Raw genomic sequence first — 18,696 nt, 5'->3', positions numbered from 1 at the left:
TGGAAGCGCATCGGAAATTACGCGACCCGATGTTTTTCGCCAACTCAAGTCGCCAGCATCAAGGAGACCAACGATGTCCGCTACCCCCTTCGATCAACGTGACGGATGGATTTGGTACGACGGACAGATCGTACCCTGGAAAGATGCCCAGCTCCACGTCCTCTCCCACGGCCTCCATTATGGATCGAGCGTGTTCGAGGGCGAGCGCGCCTATGGGGGCGAGATCTTCAAGTCCACGGAGCATTCCGAGCGCCTGAAGAAATCCGCCGAGATCCTCGATTTCGAGATCCCCTACACGGTGGCCGAGATCGATGCCGCCAAGCGCCTCGTCCTGGAGAAGAACGGCATGACGGACGCCTACCTGCGTCCGGTGGCCTGGCGCGGGTCGGAGATGATGGGCGTCGCCGCCCAGGACAACAAGATCCACCTCGCCATCGCGGCCTGGGAATGGCCGAGCTACTTCAACCCGGCCGAGAAGATGAAGGGCATCCGCATCGACCTCGCGGATTACCGCCGTCCCGACCCGGCCACGGCTCCCTCCACCGCGAAGGCGGCGGGCCTGTACATGATCTGCACCATCTCCAAGCACCGGGCGGAGCGGAAAGGCTTCGCGGACGCCTTGATGCTCGATTGGCAGGGCCGCGTGGCGGAATGCACGGGCGCGAACGTGTTCTTCATCCGCGACGGCGTGGTCCACACGCCCATCGCGGACGCGTTCCTCGACGGCATCACCCGCCGCACGGTGATCGATCTCGCCAAGCGCCGCGGCTTCGAGGTCGAGGAGCGCCGGATCATGCCGGACGAGCTGCAAAGCTTCAACGAGTGCTTCATCACCGGCACCGCCGCCGAGGTGACGCCCGTGTCGGAGATCGGCCCCTACACCTTCAAGCCGGGCAACATGACCAAGGTGCTGATGGAGGATTACGCGGCCGAGGTTCAGCCCAAGGCCAAGGCGGCCTGAAGCGTCCTTATCGCAAAAAGACCGGCGCGGAGGACCTCAGAAGTCCTCCGCGTCCGGAATGCGGTTGAACGCGATCTTCGCGCCCGCATAGCCGCCTGGGATCTCGGCCCAAGGCCCCCAATGCAGCTTCCGGCCCCTGTACCGGGCGTTCAGCCGGTCCGCGATCAGGGACAAATCCTCCATCCGTCGCTTGACCTTCGCCTCCGGGGTCTGTCCGAACAGGTCCGCCTCGACCTCGCCCGTGGGCACGAGATCGTGCAGGGTGACGTGCACGCTCCTGACTCCGGGTCCCGCGTATTCCCGCTCCGCGTGAAGGAACAGCCGGGCAAGGCTCGTGAGCAGGGACGGGTCGTCCCGGGTCGGACGAAAGCGCTCCTCACCGTACCAGCCCGCGCTGTCGCGGTCCGTGAGCCAGAGGGCGAGGGCGCGGGTCGTGAAGCCTTCCCGGCGCAGACGGCTCGCGGCCTTGGCCAGCAGGACGCGGGCGCACGCATAGGCGCCCCCGAGGGTGCGCCAGCTCCCTGGCAGCACCCGGCCGTGGCCGAACATCTGCCGCCGGGTGGCAGGGCGTTCCATGGCGTAGCCGTGAAGCTCCATCCACAGCCGCTCGCCCTCCACGTTGCCCCAGAGGCGTCGGGCCTCCTTGGGCTGCAATCCCCACAGCGCCTCGACCGTGGCGACGCCCGCCCGTTCGAGCCGGGCGGCGTTGCCGCGCGCGATGCCGGGGATATCGGTCAGGCCGAGGGACAGGAGAGGGCCAGGCAGCTCGTCGGGCCGGATCGCCAGGAGCCCATCGGGCTTTCGCAGCTCGGCGGCGATCTTGGCCAGAAGCTCATTGGGACCAAGCCCCACGGAGCAGGTGAGGGTAGGCCCGATGCGCGCCGCGATAGCGTCCTTGACCCGGCGGCCAACGCCCAGGGCGGACGCCCGCTCCGCGGGCGCGAGGGCACAGACCATCTCGTCGATGGAACGCACCTCACGGACGGGCAGCACCGTCTCGATGGCGGCGAGAATCTCGCCGTGCAGACGCACATAGACGTCGTGCCGGGCCGTGACGAACACCATACGGGGATGGATGCGCCGCGCCTCCCGCACGGTCGTGCCTCGCCTGACCCCCAGGGCCTTCGCCTCCCGGCTGACGGCGATCAGGCCTGTGTGCTCCGACCTAATGGGGATGACCCCCATCGGCCGGCCCCTCAAATGCGGCTGGAGGTGCTGCTCGGCGCTCGCGAAGAACGAATCGAAGTCGACATAGAGCCTCTCGAGCTCGTGGGGCTGGTGCACGGTTCATCCTCGCTGAAACGAACAAACCATGAACCGCCAAAATCGGGCGAGTCGAGACGGGATTCCTGTGGATAACGGGGACGATCAGGGAGCAGACGACAACTTCCCGAGGGGAACCGTCGCTCCCGCCAGGCGTTCATAATTCAGAACATATACAGAACAGAGGTGTCATCGACATGGCGAAGACGAAGCAAGGCACAGGCCGTCACGAGGATCCGCCGGAGGTCCAGAACCCGAAGATCAATCCCGACGACGCCTCCAACCAGATCAAGGATCCGGACGATTGGGTAACGGGTCAAGAGCCCATGACAGGGGCTCAGGCGTCCTACCTGAAGACCCTGTCCGAGCAGGCGCATGATCCGAAGGCCTATGATCCGGAACTCGACAAGGCGGAAGCCTCGAAGCGGATTGATCAATTGCGTCAGGAAACTCGTTAGTCGGCGCAGCCGAGAACGGGCCGGCCTCGTGGCCGGCCTTATCCTTTTTGATGAAGTCTCGAGCACGAAAATCTTGGATGGGCCGACCTGAGCCCCTTACATAGCTGGGCTGCAATCACCACATTGATCGCATGAGGCGTCCTTGCCTCCAGTGAGGTCATTTCGACGATGATGAAGACTTTGTCCCGTAAAGGCCAATCGATCGCCGTGCTGGCGGTCCTGCTGACCCTTGCGGCAGGCATTGCTGAGGCACGTCCCGGCGGCGGCCGCGGCAGCTTCGGTTCGCGAGGCGCACGCACCTATTCGGCGCCGCCTCCAACCGCGACCGCACCCAATGCTGCGGCGCCGATCCAGCGTTCGCAGACCAATCCCAGCGCGGCACAGCCTTCCGCTCCGATGGCCGGCGCATCCGCCGCGCAACCGCGCCGTTTCGGCTTCGGCACCGGCCTCGCGGCAGGCCTCTTCGGCGCCGGTCTTCTCGGCATGCTGATGGGCAACGGCTTCTTCGGCGGTCTGGCGGGCCTTGGCTCGATCTTGGGTCTCGTGATCCAGATCGGTCTGGTGGTCCTGCTCGTGTCGTTCGCCATGAAGTGGTTCCGTCGCCGCCAGCAGGCGCAGCCCGCCTACGCGACGGCGCAGACCCACGCCCGCAATGCGTCCCCCGGTCCCAGGCCGGCGGGTCCGACCGGCGCGGGCCTCGGTTCCGCTCTCGGCGGCCTCGGCCGCGGCACGGGCAACGCCTCGGCTCCTCAGGGCCGTCCCGTCGCTCAAGCGCCGATCCAGATCGGCGAGCGGGACTACGCGGCCTTCGACAAGGCGCTGGTTGATCTTCAGGCCGCCTACACCCGTGGCGACACCGCCACGATCTGGGACATCGCCACGCCCGAGATGGCCGGTTACATCCAGGAGGAGCTGAACGACAACGCCAGCAATGGCGTCGTGAATTCAGTGACCAACGTGAAGCTGCTTCAAGGCGATCTGGCGGAAGCCTGGCGCGAGGGCAGTGCGGAATACGCCACGGTGGCCATGCGCTACGCGCTGACGGATGTCACCACGGAGAAAGCCACGGGCCGGATCATGGACGGCGATCCGAATCGCGTGACGGAGACGGTCGAGATTTGGACCTTCCGCCGCGATGCCGGCGGGCCTTGGAAGCTCTCGGCGATCCAACAGGGCTAACGTTCATCCGCACATGAGAAAAGGCCGGGGCCATCAAGCCCCGGCCTTTTTTGTGGGCTGTCTGCGCCGCTACTCGGCCGCTTGGCGGCGGTCGGCGTGCGAACCTTCCTGAACCTCTTCGATGATCTTCTTGGAGAAGGGCTCAAGATCACCAGGGTTGCGGCTCGTGATCAGGCCTTTGTCGACCACCACGGCTTCGTCGCTCCATTGGCCGCCGGCATTGATCACGTCTGTCTTGATCGATTGGTACGACGTCACCTTCCGGCCCTTGACGATCCCGGCCTCGACCAGCAGCCACGGAGCGTGGCAGATCGCGGCGACGACCTTGCCGGCGCTGTAGAAGGACCGGACAATCTCGATCGCCTTGGGCTCGAGTCGCAGCTTGTCGGGGTTGATCTGTCCGCCCGGCAGAACCAGCGCATCGAACGCGTCGGGATTGACGCTCTCGAGATCCTGATCGACGGGGACCGGACGACCCCAATCCTTCTCGTCCCAGCCCTTGATCTCCTTCGGGCTCTGACGCGATTGCGGCGCCGCGACAGTCACCTTGGCGCCGGCTTCGGACAGCTTCTGCTTGGGCACTTCGAGTTCGGACTGCTCGAAGCCATCCGTCGCCATGATGAGGATTTTGGCCTGTCGAATATCAGGCATGGGGCTCTCCATTTGTTTTGGGGATGCCCGGCCAACGGATGAACAGGGGGAGTGTTCCGTACCGGAACGGTCTTCCCGCTAATCGGTTGACCTCTCAAGGAAGCCTTTCAGAGAGGGAGATTCATGGTCAATCCAGGTCATCCGTCGGAGCCTATTCCGGGCGGCAACGTTCCCAGCGAAGTGCCTCCGCCGCCTTTGCCGGACGAGGTGCCCGATATCGGGCCGACCGGCCCGCGCACCCCTTATCCCGTGGACGATCCCGGCATCAGCGAACCGGGTGGCCCCGGCTCGGAGCCAGATTACCTTCCAGGCAATCCCACCGATCCCGGACCGAGGATGTAGACGAGAAAAAGGAGGCTCTTGGCCTCCTTTTTCAAGTGATCGCGTTGCAACCGCTTCAGATCTCCAAGATGGCGTAAGGCCGGCCCGTCGGCTTCTCGATGTGCCGTGCCACGTTGTAGACCGGTTGCCCACCCGGCGTGCGGCCCTCGAACCTGCCCCGGTGCGCGTGGCCGTGAACGATGGCGTTCACCTTGAACCGGTCGATCGTCTCGGCAAGGCGCGACGAGCCCAGGAACGGATAGATTTCCAGGGGCTCGCTTTCGATGGTGTCCGGCACTGGGGCATAGTGCAGGATCACCATGGAGCGTTTGCTCCGCACCTGCCGCATGGCGTTCTCCAGGCGCAGGGTCTCATTCATGGCCTCGTTCACGAATTGCTTGATGGCAGGCTCGCCGAACGAGCCGAGCATGCGGCGGCCGAAACCGCCCGCAAAGCCCTTCACGCCGACGAACCCGACCCCGCCGATCTCGCAGGACTGTCCGTCGAGAACCTTCATGCCGGCATCGCGAAGAATGCGGGAGACCTCCTCGGGTGCCCCGCACTCGTAGTCGTGATTGCCGAGCACGCCGACCACCGGAATCGAGCAGGCCTTCAGGTCTTGCGCCAGAAGCTCCGCCTCCTGGGGCTTGCCGAGATCGGTCAAGTCCCCGGCGAGCACCAGGACGTCGGCCGTTCGCGAGATCTCGCCGAACAGCTCGCGGTAGGATTCCGCGTTGTCCTCGCGGACATGCAAGTCTCCCATGGCGGCAACCCGCAGCGGGGTCGCCGCACTCGGCACGGCATCGTCAGTCATTCCGCCATTCACCCTCGCCGCCTACATCGGCAAAGCCCCATTGCTTCACGTCGATCTCGTAATCCACCCGCGAGAACATGCGGCCGCGGCACACCTTCATCTGCGGGGGCGGCAGGTCGAGCTGCTTGGATAACCGGTCGAGAAGCTCATCCATGACCCAGCGCGGGACGGTGTCGCGCTCGGTCGGATAGATCCAACGGAAGTTCAGGAGGTGCATGAGCATCACCTCCCAGTGCACTTCCATGTAGGCGAGGAGCTGGTGCCAGTCGATCTGGTCCCCCGCTTTGAGGATCGTGTGGGCCACGTCGGCGCCGTCGTAGCGGTGCCGCAGCTGGATGAAGCATTTCGACCAGACCAGCTCCGTCGGACCCACGATCCGCACCGGCGAGCCGAACACCTCGATCTGGCGCGCATTGTCGAACCAGAGATCGCCGATGGGCATCGTGCCGTTGGACGAAGCGAAGATCACGTCGAAGAAATACTGGCCTTTGTAGACCTTGCCGAGCCAGCGCTCGTCCTCGATCTCGATGGCATAGCCGAGATTCTTGAAATGCGAGAGCACGCGTGTGTAGTCGCCCGCCTTGCAGAAGATGTCGAGATCCTTCGTCGGGCGGGTGATGCCCGTATAGGCCGAGAGGGCGTAAGTTCCGGCGAGCAGATAGGGGAGCCCGAGCTGGTTGAGCTCCTTCAGGGCTTCCGCGTAGAAGGCTTCCGATTCCGGGTATTTGAGCGTCGGTTCCGCCTTGGCGTCGATAATCGGAACTCCAGGGTGAGCCACCGGCGTGAAGTCGGGGTTGTGGACCGTCATATGCCTCATTCCAGCGCAGCCGTGAGACAGGCCCGCGTTCGACAACCGGGTGACGGTAATGAAGTTCCTTAACGCTTGAGTGAGCCCCCGCCGGTCGGCCTCAGTGACCGCCGCCGGAAATCCGGATGTCCCTGGGGGAATTGAGAATTTCGAGAAGGCTGTTGGCGATGTGGCGGGCTTCGTCATCCTTCAGGCGCAGCATGAAAGGCGGGATCATGCCGGCTTGGAGGGACACGACCGCCATGCCGTTCTCGTCCATGCCGATATCGATCGTCGGGGATGTGACATCGACCATTTCCTCAATGGCTTCGCCGGTCTCCTCGTTGTCCTCGCCGATCGCCACGAGCAACTGGCCGACCGCCTTGACGAGGGACCGCGCGGCTTGCGGATCCATCACCACGGCTGTCGACTGCTCGCCCTTCTTGAACGCGAGTTGAATGTTGCTGCCGTCGAGCGTTACGGAAATGCCTGCCATCGCTCCGGGGTCTCCCATCGTTTGAGGACCCCAATATGGGGTCTGGAGACCGGAAAGGAAGTCAAGGGGGGAGGCGGCATCCCCGCATGGACGCGGACATGCTTAAAGGCCTCGCCGGCTCACGGCCGGAAGATCGCCGCGATCTGCGGGTAAAGGCCGCTTCCGTCTGGAGCCGCCATCCAGCCGGTGCTTCCGAGAGCGATGGCGGACAGGATCAGCGTATAGGTCAGTTCCCGCAGGATGTGGCGGCGTGAGCCGAGGGTGCGCACCGAAGCCATCATTGTCATTACTCTGCCGTTGTCGCGTGATGGGGTGGTCTACCGCCGGAAGGGCTACTCTCGCGGCTCACCATAGTCACGACGAACCGCCCGGTCTTTGAGGCAAGTTGTCCCTGCTCCCGCTTTCAACGTGAAAGGGTCCCAGCCGTTCCGGGTCAGGCCAAGCTCCGTTGCCGCACCCACAACAAAGCGGCCGGACGCGTGAACCGAATGGCTGAGGGGAACGTTCCTTCGACCGATGCACTCCTGTCGAAGGCTCCATCCATGGCAAACGAGAATCAGACGATCAGCGACCGGGCCCTCGCCGTGTTCGCATTCGCGGCCTATCACGAACTGGAAAGCGGCCAGCCGGTCCGAAGCGTCGCGCGGGCCGATCAGGCAGGCCACAAGGCGGATGACGAAGCTGTCGCCGAGTTGACGGAGCGGGGTTTCGTGGAAACCGATGAGAATTACATCCGGTTCACGCCCACCGGCGAGCAGTTGAAGCAGAACGTGATCGATGGATTACGCGGGGTTATCACAGGTTAACCTTCGTAATACTGAAGCGCCCGAGGCTGCCTCCATTGCAAGTCTGCCTTGCATTTAAGGGATGCATCGCTTACGTATTGTTCTCGATTTGGCCGGACGACTGGGCTGCTTCGCCTCTGGCAATGCCGGGCGCACGTCTTCTCTCTACCAATCTCGAAATGGCGGTCGGATGCTCTCCCATCGCGAACGTGCAACTAGCAGCAGAAGGTATCCCCGATGGAAACGGGAACGGTAAAGTGGTATAACGCCACGAAGGGCTACGGCTTCATTCAGCCGGATAACGGCGGCAAGGACGTTTTCGTGCATGCCACGGCGCTCGAGCGTGCCGGGATGCGCGGTCTGCGCGAGGGTCAGAAGATCTCCTACGAGCTTCAGACGGACCAGCGGACGGGCAAGTCTTCTGCTGTTAACCTGCAGAATGCCTGACGAATTCATGCTGGAGGGGGTGACTTCACGCCCTCTTGCATATAGCCGTTCCGGTTCGGGGCGGCTTTTTTGTTGTTGAATGGAAGGCTTTGCATGGCAAAGGAAGAATTGATCACCTTCGAGGGGCTGGTGACGGAAATCCTGCCCGACGCCCGTTACCGGGTACAGCTCGATAACGGGCATGAGGTGATTGCCTACACGGCAGGCAAGATGAAGAAGAACCGCATCAAGACCCTCGCGGGCGACCGCGTGACGGTGGAGATGTCGCCGTATGATCTGGAAAAGGGACGGTTGATCTTCCGTCACAAGGACGCCAATGCCGGCGGGCCTCGTCCGCCGCAGCGCGGAAACCCGCAGTTCCGGCGCCGCTGACGTTCGCTACCGGGAGCGGAGCAACCCCAAGGCTCCTCCGCTCCGGTCTGACTGTGCCCGCTCTCAGGCTACGGCCTGCATGACCGATAGCGTCATCCGGTCCGGGCCGAGATCCTCATCCATATCGGTGAAGTGCATCAGCTCCGCCAGACGGTTGCGGGCGCGGTTGACACGACTCTTGATGGTGCCCACGGCACAGCCGCAGATCTCGGCGGCCTGCTCGTACGAGAAGCCGGACGCCCCCACCAGGAGAAGCGCCTCGCGCTGGTCGTGAGGCAGGCGGGCCAGGGCCTTCTGGAGATCCTCGAAGTCCAGATGAGCCCCTTGCGAGGGCTGCACCGCGAGGCTCGCCGCATATTTGCCATCCGCGTCCTCCACCTCACGGCGCCGCTTGCGGTATTCCGAATGGAAGAGATTGCGCAGGATGGTGAAGAGCCAGGCTTGCATATTCGTGCCGGGCTGGAAGCGCTGGATATTGGCGATGGCCCGCATCAGCGTTTCCTGCACGAGGTCGTCGGCGCGATCCACGTTGTTGGTGAGCGAGATCGCGAACGCGCGCAGGTTCGGCGTCGCCTTCATCATGGCGTCGCGCAGTTCGTTGGTGATGCTCATGTTAGTGGTGCTCCCTCCGGTCGCGCCCCGTATCAGCTTGGTCCAACTGATTGATGATCTCGATGAACCGTTCAGGGACAGGGTTCTCGCCGAGGGCAAGGCTGTCGTAGAAATGGCGCAGCCTCTGGCCGATCTCCGCCTGCACGGAGCGGCTGAGGGCTGGCCGCGAGCCCGCCTTGAGGCCGGGAACGCTCTCTTCGGTGGTGTCCGTGGGGATGGGGTAGTCTCGCTTTTTGGGACTGTTGTGACGCATCGGCTCGCGCAACCTCGCTCCTTCAGGTCGTCAGGTCAGGGTCGCTCTCCGGGCGGAACCCACATCGCCACGGTTCTAACGCCCAAGCCAAAGGCATCGTTCCGCGCAACAGCGTCTCATTATGCTGGGCATAAGGCGCCGTCGTCCGGAACTTAATCCTTACAGTCAAGTTTCCTGCACACGACCGACATGAGGAGGTCGATGCCGGAGTAAGCCCGAGAGGCTGCTTTCGGTTCCGAAACCCTCGTGGGCCCGCGCGGATCATGCAGACGTGGCGTGCTGCCGTCTCGGGTCGGGTGGAGAGCGGGACGTAGCGCGTCCCGTGAGGCAACACTGGAAAGGACCGTCATCATGGCGCTCAGCACAATCCTTCTCATCATCGTCATCCTGCTGCTTCTCGGCGCCGTCCCGGCTTGGCCCTACAGCCGCGGATGGGGCTACGGACCGAGCGGCCTGCTCGGCGTCATTCTTCTGATCCTCATCATCCTGCTGCTGCTCGGCCGCATCTGAGGACCCACGGCTCAGCCGAGGGAAGAAGACCCGGAGGAGGGAGATTCCGGCGGCATGGCTTGCCGGAGCCCGCCCACTTGCGGCCCCGGATACGAAAAAGCCCGGCGGATGGGGGTCCGCCGGGCTTTTTCTTTGGAGAAGAACGGTCAGAGCGCGCGTTCGAAACGCAGCTCGCCGTTCTGCGACTTGATGATCAGGGTCGAGCCCTGGATGTCCCACTTGGCCGACGTGCGCAGGGCCACGAAGAAAGCCTGTTCGGACGCCATCACGTTCCGGTCGCAGGATCGCTTCGTCAGCGCGAGCGGACCCACCGCAAGTCCTTGCTCGCGCAGCGGGTAGGCCGTGGCCGCGAAGGTGTTGCACCCGCCGAATCCGCGGGCGCGCAGCTGGCCGTCGAGGCTGAAGCTCGGACGCTCCGATCCGCCGAAGGCCCTGCCGTTCAGGCTGACCGCGAGCCAGGACGAGTTGAGGGGGAAGACCTTGCCGCCCTGTCCGGGCTGCGGAACCTTCGGGTCGACCTGCCGGGAGGGGCCGGCCGGGCGGCCGGCGCTGGCGGCGCTTTGCGCATGGGCGGCGGGCACGAACGCGAGGGCGGCGAGAAGCATCGCAAATAAGCGCACGGACATGTGCGCCACGGGTCGGAGCGCGTTCATCGGAACCTCTTCATCGAAAAACGAGGCGACCATAAGGGCCTGACATCGCAAGCGCAACGGCCTGCGGTGCCCTGTCCCAGGTCAATGGCGGTCCAGGGTGGAATAGCCGAGCCTGAGCCGGGATGGAAGGCCGGAATCGGAGATCCGCCTTCAACTTTCCGACGTCATCCCCGGCCGAGACGGCGCAGCAGGCGCTCCGTGAGGGGATTGGTGCTCCGGAACAGGTAGTCGAGCGTGCGCACGGAGGCGTTCCGCGCGCCCAAGCCACGCAAGCCCTCGACCAGGTCGAAAACCACCCCGGCCGGACAGTGCAGGACGAGCTCCGGCCCCTGAGGCCTTCCGTAGGGCAGGCTCGCCCCGAGGGCAGCGGCCAGGGCCTCGGCCTCGCCCGCGCGGGTCGCGTCGAAGGCGGCGCGCACCTCCCGGCTCGTGCGGGCTTCCTCCTCGGCCGCGATGCGGGTGAGCACCAGGGTGGCGGCGGCCCGCGCACGCTCGCCCCAGGGCGCGCGGGCGGAGGCCACGAGATTGGCCTCGGAGCGCAGGATCATCCCGTCATCGAGAATCTTCAGGGCGTTCGCCTTGAGGGTGGCGCCCGTGGTCGTGATGTCCACGATGATCTCCGCCGCCCCCGAACCCGGAGCCCCCTCGGTGGCGCCGAGGCTCTCCACGATGAGATAGTCGGCGATGCCACGCTCGGCGAAGAACCGGCGGGTCAGGTTCACGTATTTGGTAGCGACCCGCATCTTGCGGCCGTGCCGGGCGCGCATGTCGGCCGCGACCTCGTCGAGGTCCGCCATGGTGCGCACGTCGATCCAGGCCTGGGGCACCGCCACGATCACGTTGGCGTTGCCGAAGCCGAGAGGCGTGAGGAGCTCCACGGCCTCGTCGGCGTCCGCGAGCTGCTCCCGGATCAGGTCCTCGCCCGTGATGCCCAGATGGGCCGTGCCCGCCGCCAGGTGCGCGACGATCTCGGACGCGGACACGAAGGCCACCTCCACGTCCGGCACGCCTTTCAGGGTGCCGCGGTAGTCGAGGGCGCCCCGGCTCTGGGAGAAGACGAGGCCCGCGCGGGCGAAGAACGCGGCCGCGTTCTCCTGGAGGCGTCCCTTCGACGGGACGGCCAGGATCAGGGGAGCGTCGGACATCAGGGCCTCCCCACGATACGGTCGAGCCAGAACGAGCAGCCCACGGCCGGGATCGGCTCCCTGGCGCCGAGATGCTGGAGCAGCCGGTCGTAGCGCCCGCCGCCCACGACGGGCTTCCCGTCGGCGCGGCGCCGGTCCTGCACCTCGAAAATGAAGCCGGTGTAATAGTCGAGATTGCGCGCGAAGGTGGCCGCGAAGGCGAACGTGCCCACATCGAAGCCTCGGGCCGCCATGAAGCCGGTACGCTCCTCGAGGCTGTCGAGAGCCCCCGACAGGTCGAGCCCGGCTTCCGCTGCGAGAGACCGGATCGCGGCGGCGGCCTCATCCGGATTGCCGCTGACCGCCAGATACCGGTCGAGGACCGCCCGAGCCTCCGTCGACAGGCTGGAGCGGTTCCCGGCGCGGGCCAGGAAGCGCTCGGCGATCTCGCCCGCGCTGCGCCCGCCCACACGGGCGATGCCGGCGATCGACAGGATATCCTCCACGAAGGCCTTGGCGGCCTGGGGCGCCTGCCCCTCGATGGCGGCCAGAAGGCCTGCATATTCGGCCGAGTTCTGGGACTCGCCGTCGCTGAGGCTGTCGAGCCCCTGACCCGACACGATGGCGCGGATCACCCGGCGCTTGCCGGCGGGGGTGATCCCGAGCGCGTCGATCAGATCGTTCAGAAGGCCCATGTCGCCGAGACGGACCTGGACGTCGTCGAGGCCGAGCTGGCTCAGTCCCTCGAGGCTGAGGCCCAATACCTCCGCGTCGACGGCGGCGATGTCGAGCCGGCCGATGGCCTCGATCCCGGCCTGGAGAAACTCGCCGCTCTCGCCCGGCCGCATCCGGAACACAGGTCCGCCATAGGAGTATCCGCTGGGCTGGGCGCCGTGGCGCTCCAGGTGCTGGAGGCACACCGGTATCGTGTATTCAGGCCGCAGGCACAGTTCCTGGCCCGAGGCGTCCTGGGTCACGAACATGCGCCGCCGGATATCCTCGCCGGACAGATCCACGAAAGCGCTCGCGGGCTGAAGCACGGGCGGCTCGACGCGCGCGTAACCCTCGCGCTCGAAGAACGCGATCAGCGTCCGGGTGGCATCGGTCTCCGTCACGGGCGTCGCTCAAATCCTTGTCCGGCGTGCTCTCTAGCAACGCTCGCGCAGGATGGCGACCGTTTTCGACCGGCAAGGTGAACGGGGAGGTGGGTGCGCAGGGGTTCGCATGAGGCGCAGCCGCCGGATGAACCGTGGCCGCATTCCACCTTCGTCATGGCCGGGCCTGACCCGGCCATCTGGGTATTCGGGGGATGTCCTCGGACACGGCCGATGGATGCCCGGCTCACGGCCGGGCTTGACGAAGTGCAGGACGGAGCCCTTCGGCGTCTCGAGCACAAATCCGGCTCCCCGCTCAGCCGCGCCCTCTGAAGCGGGGGGATGCCGGCGGCTCAGCCCTCCGAGGAGGTCTCGCCCGTGGTCTCGGAGCGTTCCGGGCCCTTTTCGGGAGCGGCCGCTTTCTCGGCCGGAGGGCGCTTGACCGCGGCCGGACGTTTGGCGGCGGTCTTGCGAGCCGCCTTCGCGGGCGCCTTGCTGGCCGGGAGACGGGCTGGGGCATCCTCGCTCTCTCCCGTCAGGGCCGTGGGAAGGAAGTGGCGGGCGGCATCCGTCACGACCCCGGCCACCGTACCGGCCGCCGAATGCATGACGCCCCGGGCGGCGGCCTTCGCCACCGCCTTGGCGTCTCCGCCCTGGCGGCTCTTCGTCAGCGCGGCCGCCGCGGCTCCGGCCGCGGCGATCAACGCGTCGGCCAGGATCTCGCGGCCGAGATCGGAGGTGAGCATCTCCTTGATCGGCCCCAACTTGCGCAGAGCCTTGGGCACCTTGACGCCCGCGATGTCCTTCGCGGCCTTCAAGGGCGCCACGGCGCCGGACCGGGATTTCCCGCCTTCCGCCTTGCGGGCGTCCGACTTGCGAGCCTCAACCTTGCCCGAACGGCCCTTGCCCGATTTGGACTTCTGCTTCTTGGGAGCGTCGGCTTTGGATTTCGTCTTCGCCATGGGTGCCTCACGGTGGTCAAGCTTGGGGCACAACGAGAAGCCAAGCTTGAGAGTTCCACGAGGTATAAAGCCTTCCGCTGGGGAAGGGGAGAGGCGCGCCGCCTTTGCCCACAGGCGGAACGAGGCGCCCGGCCTAGCCGAAGTGCCGGCCCAGGACCTCGCGCACCGCATCCACCAGCTGGTTCTCGGCGACGGAGAACTGGGCCGGTCGGGCGGACTTCCATTCGGCGTTGGACGCGATGGCGTCAGCCGCCTTGGCGCCCTCGATCAGGTCCTTGATCTCGACCTCGCCGCGTTCACGCTCGTTGGAGCCCTGGATGATCACGCAGGGGCTCTGGCGCTTGTCGGCATATTTCATCTGGGCCTTCATGCCCGACGAGCCGAGGTAGAGTTCGGCCCGTACGCCCGCGTGGCGCAAGGTGGAGACCATGCGCTGATAGGCGGCGATCTGATCCCGGTCCATTACCAGGACCACGACGGGGCCGGGGGTCTCCTGGCCCGACACGACGGGGCTCTTGACCGCCTTCAGGGCGGAGAACAGACGCGAGACGCCGATCGAGAACCCTGTGGCGGGCACAGGCTCCGAGCGGAAGCGGCCCACGAGCCCGTCGTAGCGTCCGCCGCCGCCCACGGAGCCGAACCGCACCGGGCGGCCGTCCTCGTCCTGCACCTGGAAGGTCAGCTCGGCCTCGTAGACGGGGCCGGTGTAATATTCGAGGCCGCGCACCACGGAAGGATCGACGGTCACCCGGTCCTCGTAGCCGGAGCCGGCCACCAGGGCGGCAATCTCCGCCAGCTCGCTCGCGCCTTCCTCCCCACGGGCCGACCCCGCCACCACGGTTCTGAGGTTCTCGATGGTCTCGGCATTGGTGGCGCCCTTGGCCTCCGTGAAGGCCAGCACCCGCGCAATGGCGTCAGGCTCGAGGCCCGCGCCCTTCGTGAAGTCTCCGCTCTCGTCCTTGCGTCCCGCGCCGAGGAGGTGGCGCACGCCGTCAGGGCCGAGCCGGTCGAGCTTGTCGATGGCGCGCAGCACGGTGAGCCGCTGGCCCGCTTGTGTTTCGCCGCCCAGCCCGATGGCCTCCAGGACGCCGTCCAGAACCTTGCGGTTATTGACCTTGATCACGTAATCGCCGCGCCCGATGCCGACCTTCTCCAGCGTATCGGCGGCCATCATGCAGATCTCGGCGTCGGCGGCGACGGACGCCGCCCCCACCGTGTCAGCGTCGAACTGCATGAACTGGCGAAAGCGCCCCGGTCCCGGCTTCTCGTTGCGGAACACCCAGCCGGCCCGGTAGCTGCGATAGGGCTTGGGCAGGGCGTCGAAATGCTCGGCCACGTAGCGGGCGAGCGGCGCGGTCAGGTCATAGCGCAGGGACAGCCATTGCTCGTCGTCGTCCTGAAACGAGAACACGCCCTCGTTGGGCCGGTCCTGGTCGGGCAGGAATTTCCCGAGCGCGTCCGTGTATTCCACGAAAGACGTCTCGACGGCCTCGAACCCGTAAAGCTCGTAGGACTGGCGGATCGCCGCGAGCATCCGCTCGGTGGCGGCGATCTCGGCGGGACCGCGGTCGGCGAATCCGCGCGGGGCGCGGGCCTTGATCTTATCGGCTTTGGACATGGGAACGTGAGGCGCCAGTATGAACGAAAATCCGGCGCACGGTTACCGCGTGGGGCGGTGGGGGGCAAGGGTGCCTTTTCATTCGCGCCGTCATGCCCGGCCTCGAGCCGGGCATTCACGAGACGCGTCCGAGCCCTACGCCACGGCCTTGATGACCCGGCCCACCTTGTCGACGACCTCGCCGATCTGGTCCTCGCTGATCACCAGCGGGGGCGAGAGCGCGATGGTGTCGCCGGTGATGCGCATCATCAGGCCCTGCTCGTGGAAGGCGCGGTCCATGGCCTCGAAGGCCCGGCGGCCCACGGCGTCGGGCCGCGAGGCCAGGTCGACGGCGCCCACGAGACCGATGCTGCGGATGTCGAGCACGTTGGGGAGGCCCTTGAGGGAGTGGATGGCGTCGGCCCAGACGGGCTCCAGGGCCTTGGCGCGCTCGAAGAGCTTCTCGTCCCGGTAGATGTCCTGGGCGGCGAGCGCCGCCGCGCAGGCCAGCGGGTGGCCCGAATAGGTATAGCCGTGGAACAGCTCGATCACCGGACCGTCGCCCTTCATGAAGGCGTCGTGGATGCCTTTGCGGACCAGCACGCCGCCCATGGGAACGGTGCCGGAATTCACGCCCTTGGCGAAGGTGATCATGTCCGGAACGACGCCGTAGCGCTCCGCCGCGAAGGCATTGCCCAGGCGCCCGAAGCCCGTGATGACCTCGTCGAAAATCAGCAGGATGCCGTATTTGTCGCAGATCTGGCGCAGGCGCTGCAGGTAGCCCTTGGGGGGCGGAAGCACGCCGGTGGAGCCCGACATGGGCTCCACGATCACGGCCGCGATGGTGGAGGCGTCGTGCAGCGCCACGATGCGCTCCAGCTCGTCAGCGAGGTGCGCGCCCCATTCCGGCTCGCCCTTGGAGAAGGCCTGCTCGGCGCGGTTGTAGGTATGGGGCAGGTGGTCGACCCCCGCCAGGAGGGAGCCGAAGAACTTCCGGTTCGGCACGATTCCACCGACGGAGATGCCGCCGAAGCCGACACCGTGATAGCCGCGCTCGCGGCCGATGAGGCGCGTCTTGCTGCCCTGGCCGGTGATGTTGAAATAGGCCAGCGCGATCTTGAGCGCGGTGTCCACCGCCTCGGAGCCCGAGTTGCAGAAGAATACGTGGTCTAGGTCGCCCGGCGCCATGGCGGCGAGGCGGGACGCGAGGGTGAACCCCGCCGCGTGCCCAAACTGGAAGGCGGGCGAATAATCCAGCTCTTCGGCCTGGGCCTGGATGGCGCGGGTGATCTCGTCCCGGTTGTGGCCCGCGTTGCAGCACCACAGGCCCGCCGCTCCGTCCAGCACGGCTTTCCCGTCGGGGGTGTAGTAGTGCATGTCCTTGGCGCGGGCGATCATGCGCGGGCGCGCCTTGAAGGACTTGTTGGCCGTGAACGGCAGCCACCAGGCGTCCAGGTCGTTGGGAGCCAGATGGTCGTTGGCGGCGCGGGAACTGGAGGTCATGGGTATCGGTCCGAGGGAGGGCTGGGGATTCGCGCCACCCTACCAGCGGGCCTCCAACCGGCAAAGGCTTTTGAACGGGACCCGCAATCGCGTCCGAAAACCTGGGGCTGCGGCGCTTTGCGCGATCTATGCCGCCAAGCTGAAACCGATCCATCCGGCCCGGGTTTGCCCTGGTACCGCATCGACACCCCAAGGCAGACATCCATCATGAACAGGACGACAGGATTGGCCCTCGCGGCCGCTCTCGCTTGGAGCACCGGCGCTCTTGCCCAGCAGGGCTTGGGAAGCGCTCCAAGCGCCACCCCCCAGACCTCGACCCAAACGGCTCCCAGCGTGGATACTGGGGGATCAGGACCGCGGAAAGCGCCGTTGATCGAATCCGACCAGCCCGGGGCCGCGGCCACGACAGGATCGGTCGGATCCACGCTCAATCCCGAGGGCAACCCGGCCGGCACCATCGATTCAGGACCCGAGAGCGGCATCAATTCCGGCGCCAGCGGCCGCAACACCTGTTATCCGGGCCAATCCGGCCAGCAGGTGGGCAGCACCAACCCGGCCGGCATGCCGAGCCAGTGCAAATAATCCTTCGCCCAGGCGGCTCAGCCTGTCATCGCCGTGGCCTCGTATCCCGCTTTCGAGAGGGCTTGGGCCACGTCGATGCTCTGCGCCAAGGTTTGGACGTGAACGCGGCCATGGGCCAAGTCCACGTCCACCGATGCGCCGGGGTCGAGGTGCCGGATCGTCTTGGTGACGGCCTGCACGCATCCCTCGCAGGTCATGCCTTCCACTTGCATCAATAGATCCTTGCGCGGCTCTTCCATGGCATCTCTCCTTGCATCCGGTTCAGGGGCGCTCCGGAAACGACAACGCGGGAGGGAGGGCTCCGGTCCATCGGTTGACTTCACCTTCCGGAGCGCCTACCCGCCAGCGGTTACCGGCGAGAGACCATGACCGACACCGACAGCATCCCCCTCGTGGACGGCATCGCCTCCTTCGCGGGCCGCTACGATCTCATCCTTTGCGACGTGTGGGGCGTGCTCCACAACGGCGTGAGCGCTTACGAGGGGGCGGGCGACGCGCTGTCCCGCTTCCGCCAGCAGGGCGGGACCGTGGTCCTGGTCTCCAACGCTCCGCGTCCGGGGACCTCCGTGGCGGCGCAGCTCGACGGATTCGGGGTGCCGCGGGAGGCTTACGATTCCGTGGTGACGTCGGGCGACATGACCCGCCTCGCCATCGAAGAGCGCCCCGGCCTGAGCCTGCACCATATCGGCCCGCCCCGCGACCTGCCCATGTTCGACGGCCTCGGCCTGCGTTTCGCACCGCTGGAGAGCGCCGATTACGTGGTGTGTTCCGGCTTCGACAACGACGAGCGCGAGACCGTCGAGGATTATCGCAATCGCCTGGACCTCATGCGGTCGCGTGGCCTCCCGGTGATCTGCGCCAACCCCGACTTGGTGGTGGAGCGCGGTGACGTGATCGTGCCTTGCGCCGGCACCATCGCACTCGCCTACGAAACGATGGGCGGCGAGGTTTTCTACGCGGGCAAGCCCCACCGGCCCGTCTACGAGCGCGCGCTTGCGGTCGCATCCGGGATTCGCGGCGCGCCCGTCGCAAAGGACAAGGTCCTGGCCGTGGGCGACGCGATCCGCACCGACATCGCGGGTGCGGATGCCTTTGGGATCGACTCGCTCATGATCGCGCGGGGCATCCATACCAAGGACCTGAACCTGCATCTCGGCCCTCTTCTGTCCCAGCACGTGCAGGACTGGGTCGCGCTTCAGGCCGCGCGGCCTACGGCCATTACGGACATGCTCGCCTGGGCGGCTTGACCCGACGGGGTCTTTTCGACAGGTT

At 66.1% G+C, this 18,696-nt stretch carries 25 protein-coding genes; 10 read left to right on the top strand and 15 right to left on the bottom strand.

Annotation, left to right across the window (positions count from 1 at the left end; all coding sequences use genetic code 11):
- Positions 1-73 precede the first annotated feature (73 nt).
- Entirely contained in the window at positions 74-961 is an 888-nt protein-coding gene (locus tag ILT42_RS02035; RefSeq protein ID WP_204213641.1) for a branched-chain amino acid aminotransferase, read from the top strand.
- A 36-nt stretch (positions 962-997) separates the two neighbouring features.
- On the opposite strand, the gene ILT42_RS23150 is transcribed toward ILT42_RS02035, so the two are convergent.
- A complete protein-coding gene (locus ILT42_RS23150; RefSeq protein WP_204213640.1) occupies positions 998-2,245 on the bottom strand; it encodes a Y-family DNA polymerase in 1,248 nt (415 codons plus the stop codon).
- A 176-nt stretch (positions 2,246-2,421) separates the two neighbouring features.
- Between ILT42_RS23150 and ILT42_RS02025 the strand changes: the two genes are divergently transcribed.
- Together ILT42_RS02025 and ILT42_RS02020 are read left to right on the top strand one after the other, a co-directional pair.
- Positions 2,422-2,682: a DUF3072 domain-containing protein gene (locus ILT42_RS02025; RefSeq protein WP_204213639.1), complete on the top strand. Its 261-nt coding sequence runs from the start codon at positions 2,422-2,424 to the stop codon at positions 2,680-2,682.
- A 168-nt stretch (positions 2,683-2,850) separates the two neighbouring features.
- Positions 2,851-3,861: a Tim44 domain-containing protein gene (locus tag ILT42_RS02020; RefSeq protein ID WP_204213638.1), complete on the top strand. Its 1,011-nt coding sequence runs from the start codon at positions 2,851-2,853 to the stop codon at positions 3,859-3,861.
- 69 nt (positions 3,862-3,930) lie between these two features.
- Here the strand turns inward: ILT42_RS02020 and ILT42_RS02015 are convergent, their stop codons facing one another.
- Entirely contained in the window at positions 3,931-4,512 is a 582-nt protein-coding gene (locus tag ILT42_RS02015) for a type 1 glutamine amidotransferase domain-containing protein (RefSeq protein WP_204213637.1), read from the bottom strand.
- 123 nt (positions 4,513-4,635) lie between these two features.
- Between ILT42_RS02015 and ILT42_RS23145 the strand changes: the two genes are divergently transcribed.
- A complete protein-coding gene (locus ILT42_RS23145; protein WP_324617687.1) occupies positions 4,636-4,854 on the top strand; it encodes a hypothetical protein in 219 nt (72 codons plus the stop codon).
- A gap of 55 nt (positions 4,855-4,909) precedes the next feature.
- Here the strand turns inward: ILT42_RS23145 and ILT42_RS02010 are convergent, their stop codons facing one another.
- From ILT42_RS02010 to ILT42_RS01995, 4 genes are all read right to left on the bottom strand, one after another.
- The gene (locus ILT42_RS02010; protein WP_204213636.1) at positions 4,910-5,647 is read right to left on the bottom strand and encodes a metallophosphoesterase family protein; all 738 of its coding nucleotides are present in this window, start codon (positions 5,645-5,647) and stop codon (positions 4,910-4,912) included.
- Positions 5,640-6,455 (bottom strand): nucleotidyltransferase family protein, encoded by an 816-nt coding sequence (locus ILT42_RS02005; protein ID WP_204213635.1) that lies wholly within the window; start codon positions 6,453-6,455, stop codon positions 5,640-5,642. Before ILT42_RS02005 ends, ILT42_RS02010 begins: the two co-directional genes overlap by 8 nt.
- A 100-nt stretch (positions 6,456-6,555) precedes the next feature.
- The gene (locus ILT42_RS02000; RefSeq protein ID WP_204213634.1) at positions 6,556-6,930 is read right to left on the bottom strand and encodes a hypothetical protein; all 375 of its coding nucleotides are present in this window, start codon (positions 6,928-6,930) and stop codon (positions 6,556-6,558) included.
- A gap of 119 nt (positions 6,931-7,049) precedes the next feature.
- Positions 7,050-7,211, bottom strand: a complete 162-nt coding sequence (locus ILT42_RS01995; protein ID WP_204213633.1) for a hypothetical protein — start codon at positions 7,209-7,211, stop codon at positions 7,050-7,052.
- Between the two features lie 261 nt (positions 7,212-7,472).
- Here ILT42_RS01995 and ILT42_RS01990 point away from each other — a divergent pair, with 261 nt between their 5' ends.
- From ILT42_RS01990 to infA, 3 genes are all read left to right on the top strand, one after another.
- A complete protein-coding gene (locus ILT42_RS01990; RefSeq protein ID WP_204213632.1) occupies positions 7,473-7,736 on the top strand; it encodes a hypothetical protein in 264 nt (87 codons plus the stop codon).
- 216 nt (positions 7,737-7,952) lie between these two features.
- Positions 7,953-8,162: a cold-shock protein gene (locus ILT42_RS01985; RefSeq protein ID WP_204213631.1), complete on the top strand. Its 210-nt coding sequence runs from the start codon at positions 7,953-7,955 to the stop codon at positions 8,160-8,162.
- Between the two features lie 93 nt (positions 8,163-8,255).
- Positions 8,256-8,534: a translation initiation factor IF-1 gene (gene infA, locus ILT42_RS01980; RefSeq protein ID WP_204213630.1), complete on the top strand. Its 279-nt coding sequence runs from the start codon at positions 8,256-8,258 to the stop codon at positions 8,532-8,534.
- Between the two features lie 63 nt (positions 8,535-8,597).
- Here infA and ILT42_RS01975 read toward each other — a convergent pair whose 3' ends face one another.
- The gene (locus ILT42_RS01975; protein WP_204213629.1) at positions 8,598-9,146 is read right to left on the bottom strand and encodes a sigma-70 family RNA polymerase sigma factor; all 549 of its coding nucleotides are present in this window, start codon (positions 9,144-9,146) and stop codon (positions 8,598-8,600) included.
- A 1-nt stretch (position 9,147) separates the two neighbouring features.
- On the bottom strand, positions 9,148-9,399 hold the full coding sequence (locus ILT42_RS01970; RefSeq protein ID WP_204213628.1) for a NepR family anti-sigma factor: 252 nt from the start codon (positions 9,397-9,399) through the stop codon (positions 9,148-9,150).
- A 351-nt stretch (positions 9,400-9,750) separates the two neighbouring features.
- Between ILT42_RS01970 and ILT42_RS01965 the strand changes: the two genes are divergently transcribed.
- Positions 9,751-9,909: a DUF3309 family protein gene (locus ILT42_RS01965; RefSeq protein WP_204213627.1), complete on the top strand. Its 159-nt coding sequence runs from the start codon at positions 9,751-9,753 to the stop codon at positions 9,907-9,909.
- Between the two features lie 146 nt (positions 9,910-10,055).
- On the opposite strand, the gene ILT42_RS01960 is transcribed toward ILT42_RS01965, so the two are convergent.
- The 6 genes from ILT42_RS01960 to ILT42_RS01935 form a co-directional block, all read right to left on the bottom strand.
- Entirely contained in the window at positions 10,056-10,562 is a 507-nt protein-coding gene (locus ILT42_RS01960) for an META domain-containing protein (protein ID WP_204213626.1), read from the bottom strand.
- Positions 10,563-10,726: 164 nt separating this feature from the next.
- Complete coding sequence (hisG, locus tag ILT42_RS01955; protein ID WP_204213625.1) at positions 10,727-11,707, bottom strand: ATP phosphoribosyltransferase; 981 nt, start codon at positions 11,705-11,707, stop codon at positions 10,727-10,729.
- Positions 11,707-12,801, bottom strand: a complete 1,095-nt coding sequence (locus ILT42_RS01950; protein ID WP_204213624.1) for an ATP phosphoribosyltransferase regulatory subunit — start codon at positions 12,799-12,801, stop codon at positions 11,707-11,709. Before ILT42_RS01950 ends, hisG begins: the two co-directional genes overlap by 1 nt.
- A 332-nt stretch (positions 12,802-13,133) precedes the next feature.
- Positions 13,134-13,742, bottom strand: coding sequence for a hypothetical protein (locus ILT42_RS01945; protein WP_204213623.1), 609 nt, complete (start codon positions 13,740-13,742; stop codon positions 13,134-13,136).
- Between the two features lie 133 nt (positions 13,743-13,875).
- On the bottom strand, positions 13,876-15,360 hold the full coding sequence (gene hisS / locus ILT42_RS01940; RefSeq protein ID WP_204213622.1) for a histidine--tRNA ligase: 1,485 nt from the start codon (positions 15,358-15,360) through the stop codon (positions 13,876-13,878).
- Between the two features lie 135 nt (positions 15,361-15,495).
- Complete coding sequence (locus ILT42_RS01935; RefSeq protein ID WP_204213621.1) at positions 15,496-16,842, bottom strand: aspartate aminotransferase family protein; 1,347 nt, start codon at positions 16,840-16,842, stop codon at positions 15,496-15,498.
- A gap of 369 nt (positions 16,843-17,211) precedes the next feature.
- Here ILT42_RS01935 and ILT42_RS01930 point away from each other — a divergent pair, with 369 nt between their 5' ends.
- Positions 17,212-17,424, top strand: a complete 213-nt coding sequence (locus ILT42_RS01930) for a hypothetical protein (protein ID WP_204213620.1) — start codon at positions 17,212-17,214, stop codon at positions 17,422-17,424.
- A gap of 17 nt (positions 17,425-17,441) precedes the next feature.
- Here ILT42_RS01930 and ILT42_RS01925 read toward each other — a convergent pair whose 3' ends face one another.
- Positions 17,442-17,663: a heavy-metal-associated domain-containing protein gene (locus ILT42_RS01925; protein WP_204213619.1), complete on the bottom strand. Its 222-nt coding sequence runs from the start codon at positions 17,661-17,663 to the stop codon at positions 17,442-17,444.
- A gap of 126 nt (positions 17,664-17,789) precedes the next feature.
- Here ILT42_RS01925 and ILT42_RS01920 point away from each other — a divergent pair, with 126 nt between their 5' ends.
- The gene (locus tag ILT42_RS01920) at positions 17,790-18,671 is read left to right on the top strand and encodes a TIGR01459 family HAD-type hydrolase (RefSeq protein WP_204213618.1); all 882 of its coding nucleotides are present in this window, start codon (positions 17,790-17,792) and stop codon (positions 18,669-18,671) included.
- The last annotated feature ends 25 nt before the right edge of the window (positions 18,672-18,696 follow it).

The sequence above is a fragment of the Microvirga pudoricolor genome (genome assembly GCF_016892705.1).
Classification (GTDB): Bacteria; Pseudomonadota; Alphaproteobacteria; order Rhizobiales; family Beijerinckiaceae; genus Microvirga; species Microvirga pudoricolor.
The sequence above is the reverse complement of the archived record's forward strand: the minus strand, read 5'-3'. Positions and strand labels throughout refer to the sequence as shown.

Bases quoted from the DNA above. Each gene is read 5' to 3' on its own strand.
- infA (WP_204213630.1), top strand. From the start codon at position 8,256: ATGGCAAAGGAAGAATTGATCACCTTCGAGGGGCTGGTGACGGAAATC.
- ILT42_RS01965 (WP_204213627.1), top strand. From the start codon at position 9,751: ATGGCGCTCAGCACAATCCTTCTCATCATCGTCATCCTGCTGCTTCTC.
- ILT42_RS02010 (WP_204213636.1), bottom strand. From the start codon at position 5,647: ATGACTGACGATGCCGTGCCGAGTGCGGCGACCCCGCTGCGGGTTGCC.
- ILT42_RS01960 (WP_204213626.1), bottom strand. From the start codon at position 10,562: ATGAACGCGCTCCGACCCGTGGCGCACATGTCCGTGCGCTTATTTGCG.
- ILT42_RS01970 (WP_204213628.1), bottom strand. From the start codon at position 9,399: ATGCGTCACAACAGTCCCAAAAAGCGAGACTACCCCATCCCCACGGAC.
- ILT42_RS23145 (WP_324617687.1), top strand. From the start codon at position 4,636: ATGGTCAATCCAGGTCATCCGTCGGAGCCTATTCCGGGCGGCAACGTT.
- hisS (WP_204213622.1), bottom strand. From the start codon at position 15,360: ATGTCCAAAGCCGATAAGATCAAGGCCCGCGCCCCGCGCGGATTCGCC.
- ILT42_RS01920 (WP_204213618.1), top strand. From the start codon at position 17,790: ATGACCGACACCGACAGCATCCCCCTCGTGGACGGCATCGCCTCCTTC.
- ILT42_RS01990 (WP_204213632.1), top strand. From the start codon at position 7,473: ATGGCAAACGAGAATCAGACGATCAGCGACCGGGCCCTCGCCGTGTTC.
- ILT42_RS02020 (WP_204213638.1), top strand. From the start codon at position 2,851: ATGATGAAGACTTTGTCCCGTAAAGGCCAATCGATCGCCGTGCTGGCG.
- ILT42_RS01935 (WP_204213621.1), bottom strand. From the start codon at position 16,842: ATGACCTCCAGTTCCCGCGCCGCCAACGACCATCTGGCTCCCAACGAC.
- hisG (WP_204213625.1), bottom strand. From the start codon at position 11,707: ATGTCCGACGCTCCCCTGATCCTGGCCGTCCCGTCGAAGGGACGCCTC.
- ILT42_RS02025 (WP_204213639.1), top strand. From the start codon at position 2,422: ATGGCGAAGACGAAGCAAGGCACAGGCCGTCACGAGGATCCGCCGGAG.
- ILT42_RS02035 (WP_204213641.1), top strand. From the start codon at position 74: ATGTCCGCTACCCCCTTCGATCAACGTGACGGATGGATTTGGTACGAC.
- ILT42_RS02000 (WP_204213634.1), bottom strand. From the start codon at position 6,930: ATGGCAGGCATTTCCGTAACGCTCGACGGCAGCAACATTCAACTCGCG.
- ILT42_RS02005 (WP_204213635.1), bottom strand. From the start codon at position 6,455: ATGACGGTCCACAACCCCGACTTCACGCCGGTGGCTCACCCTGGAGTT.
- ILT42_RS02015 (WP_204213637.1), bottom strand. From the start codon at position 4,512: ATGCCTGATATTCGACAGGCCAAAATCCTCATCATGGCGACGGATGGC.
- ILT42_RS01995 (WP_204213633.1), bottom strand. From the start codon at position 7,211: ATGATGGCTTCGGTGCGCACCCTCGGCTCACGCCGCCACATCCTGCGG.
- ILT42_RS01945 (WP_204213623.1), bottom strand. From the start codon at position 13,742: ATGGCGAAGACGAAATCCAAAGCCGACGCTCCCAAGAAGCAGAAGTCC.
- ILT42_RS01985 (WP_204213631.1), top strand. From the start codon at position 7,953: ATGGAAACGGGAACGGTAAAGTGGTATAACGCCACGAAGGGCTACGGC.
- ILT42_RS01925 (WP_204213619.1), bottom strand. From the start codon at position 17,663: ATGGAAGAGCCGCGCAAGGATCTATTGATGCAAGTGGAAGGCATGACC.
- ILT42_RS01975 (WP_204213629.1), bottom strand. From the start codon at position 9,146: ATGAGCATCACCAACGAACTGCGCGACGCCATGATGAAGGCGACGCCG.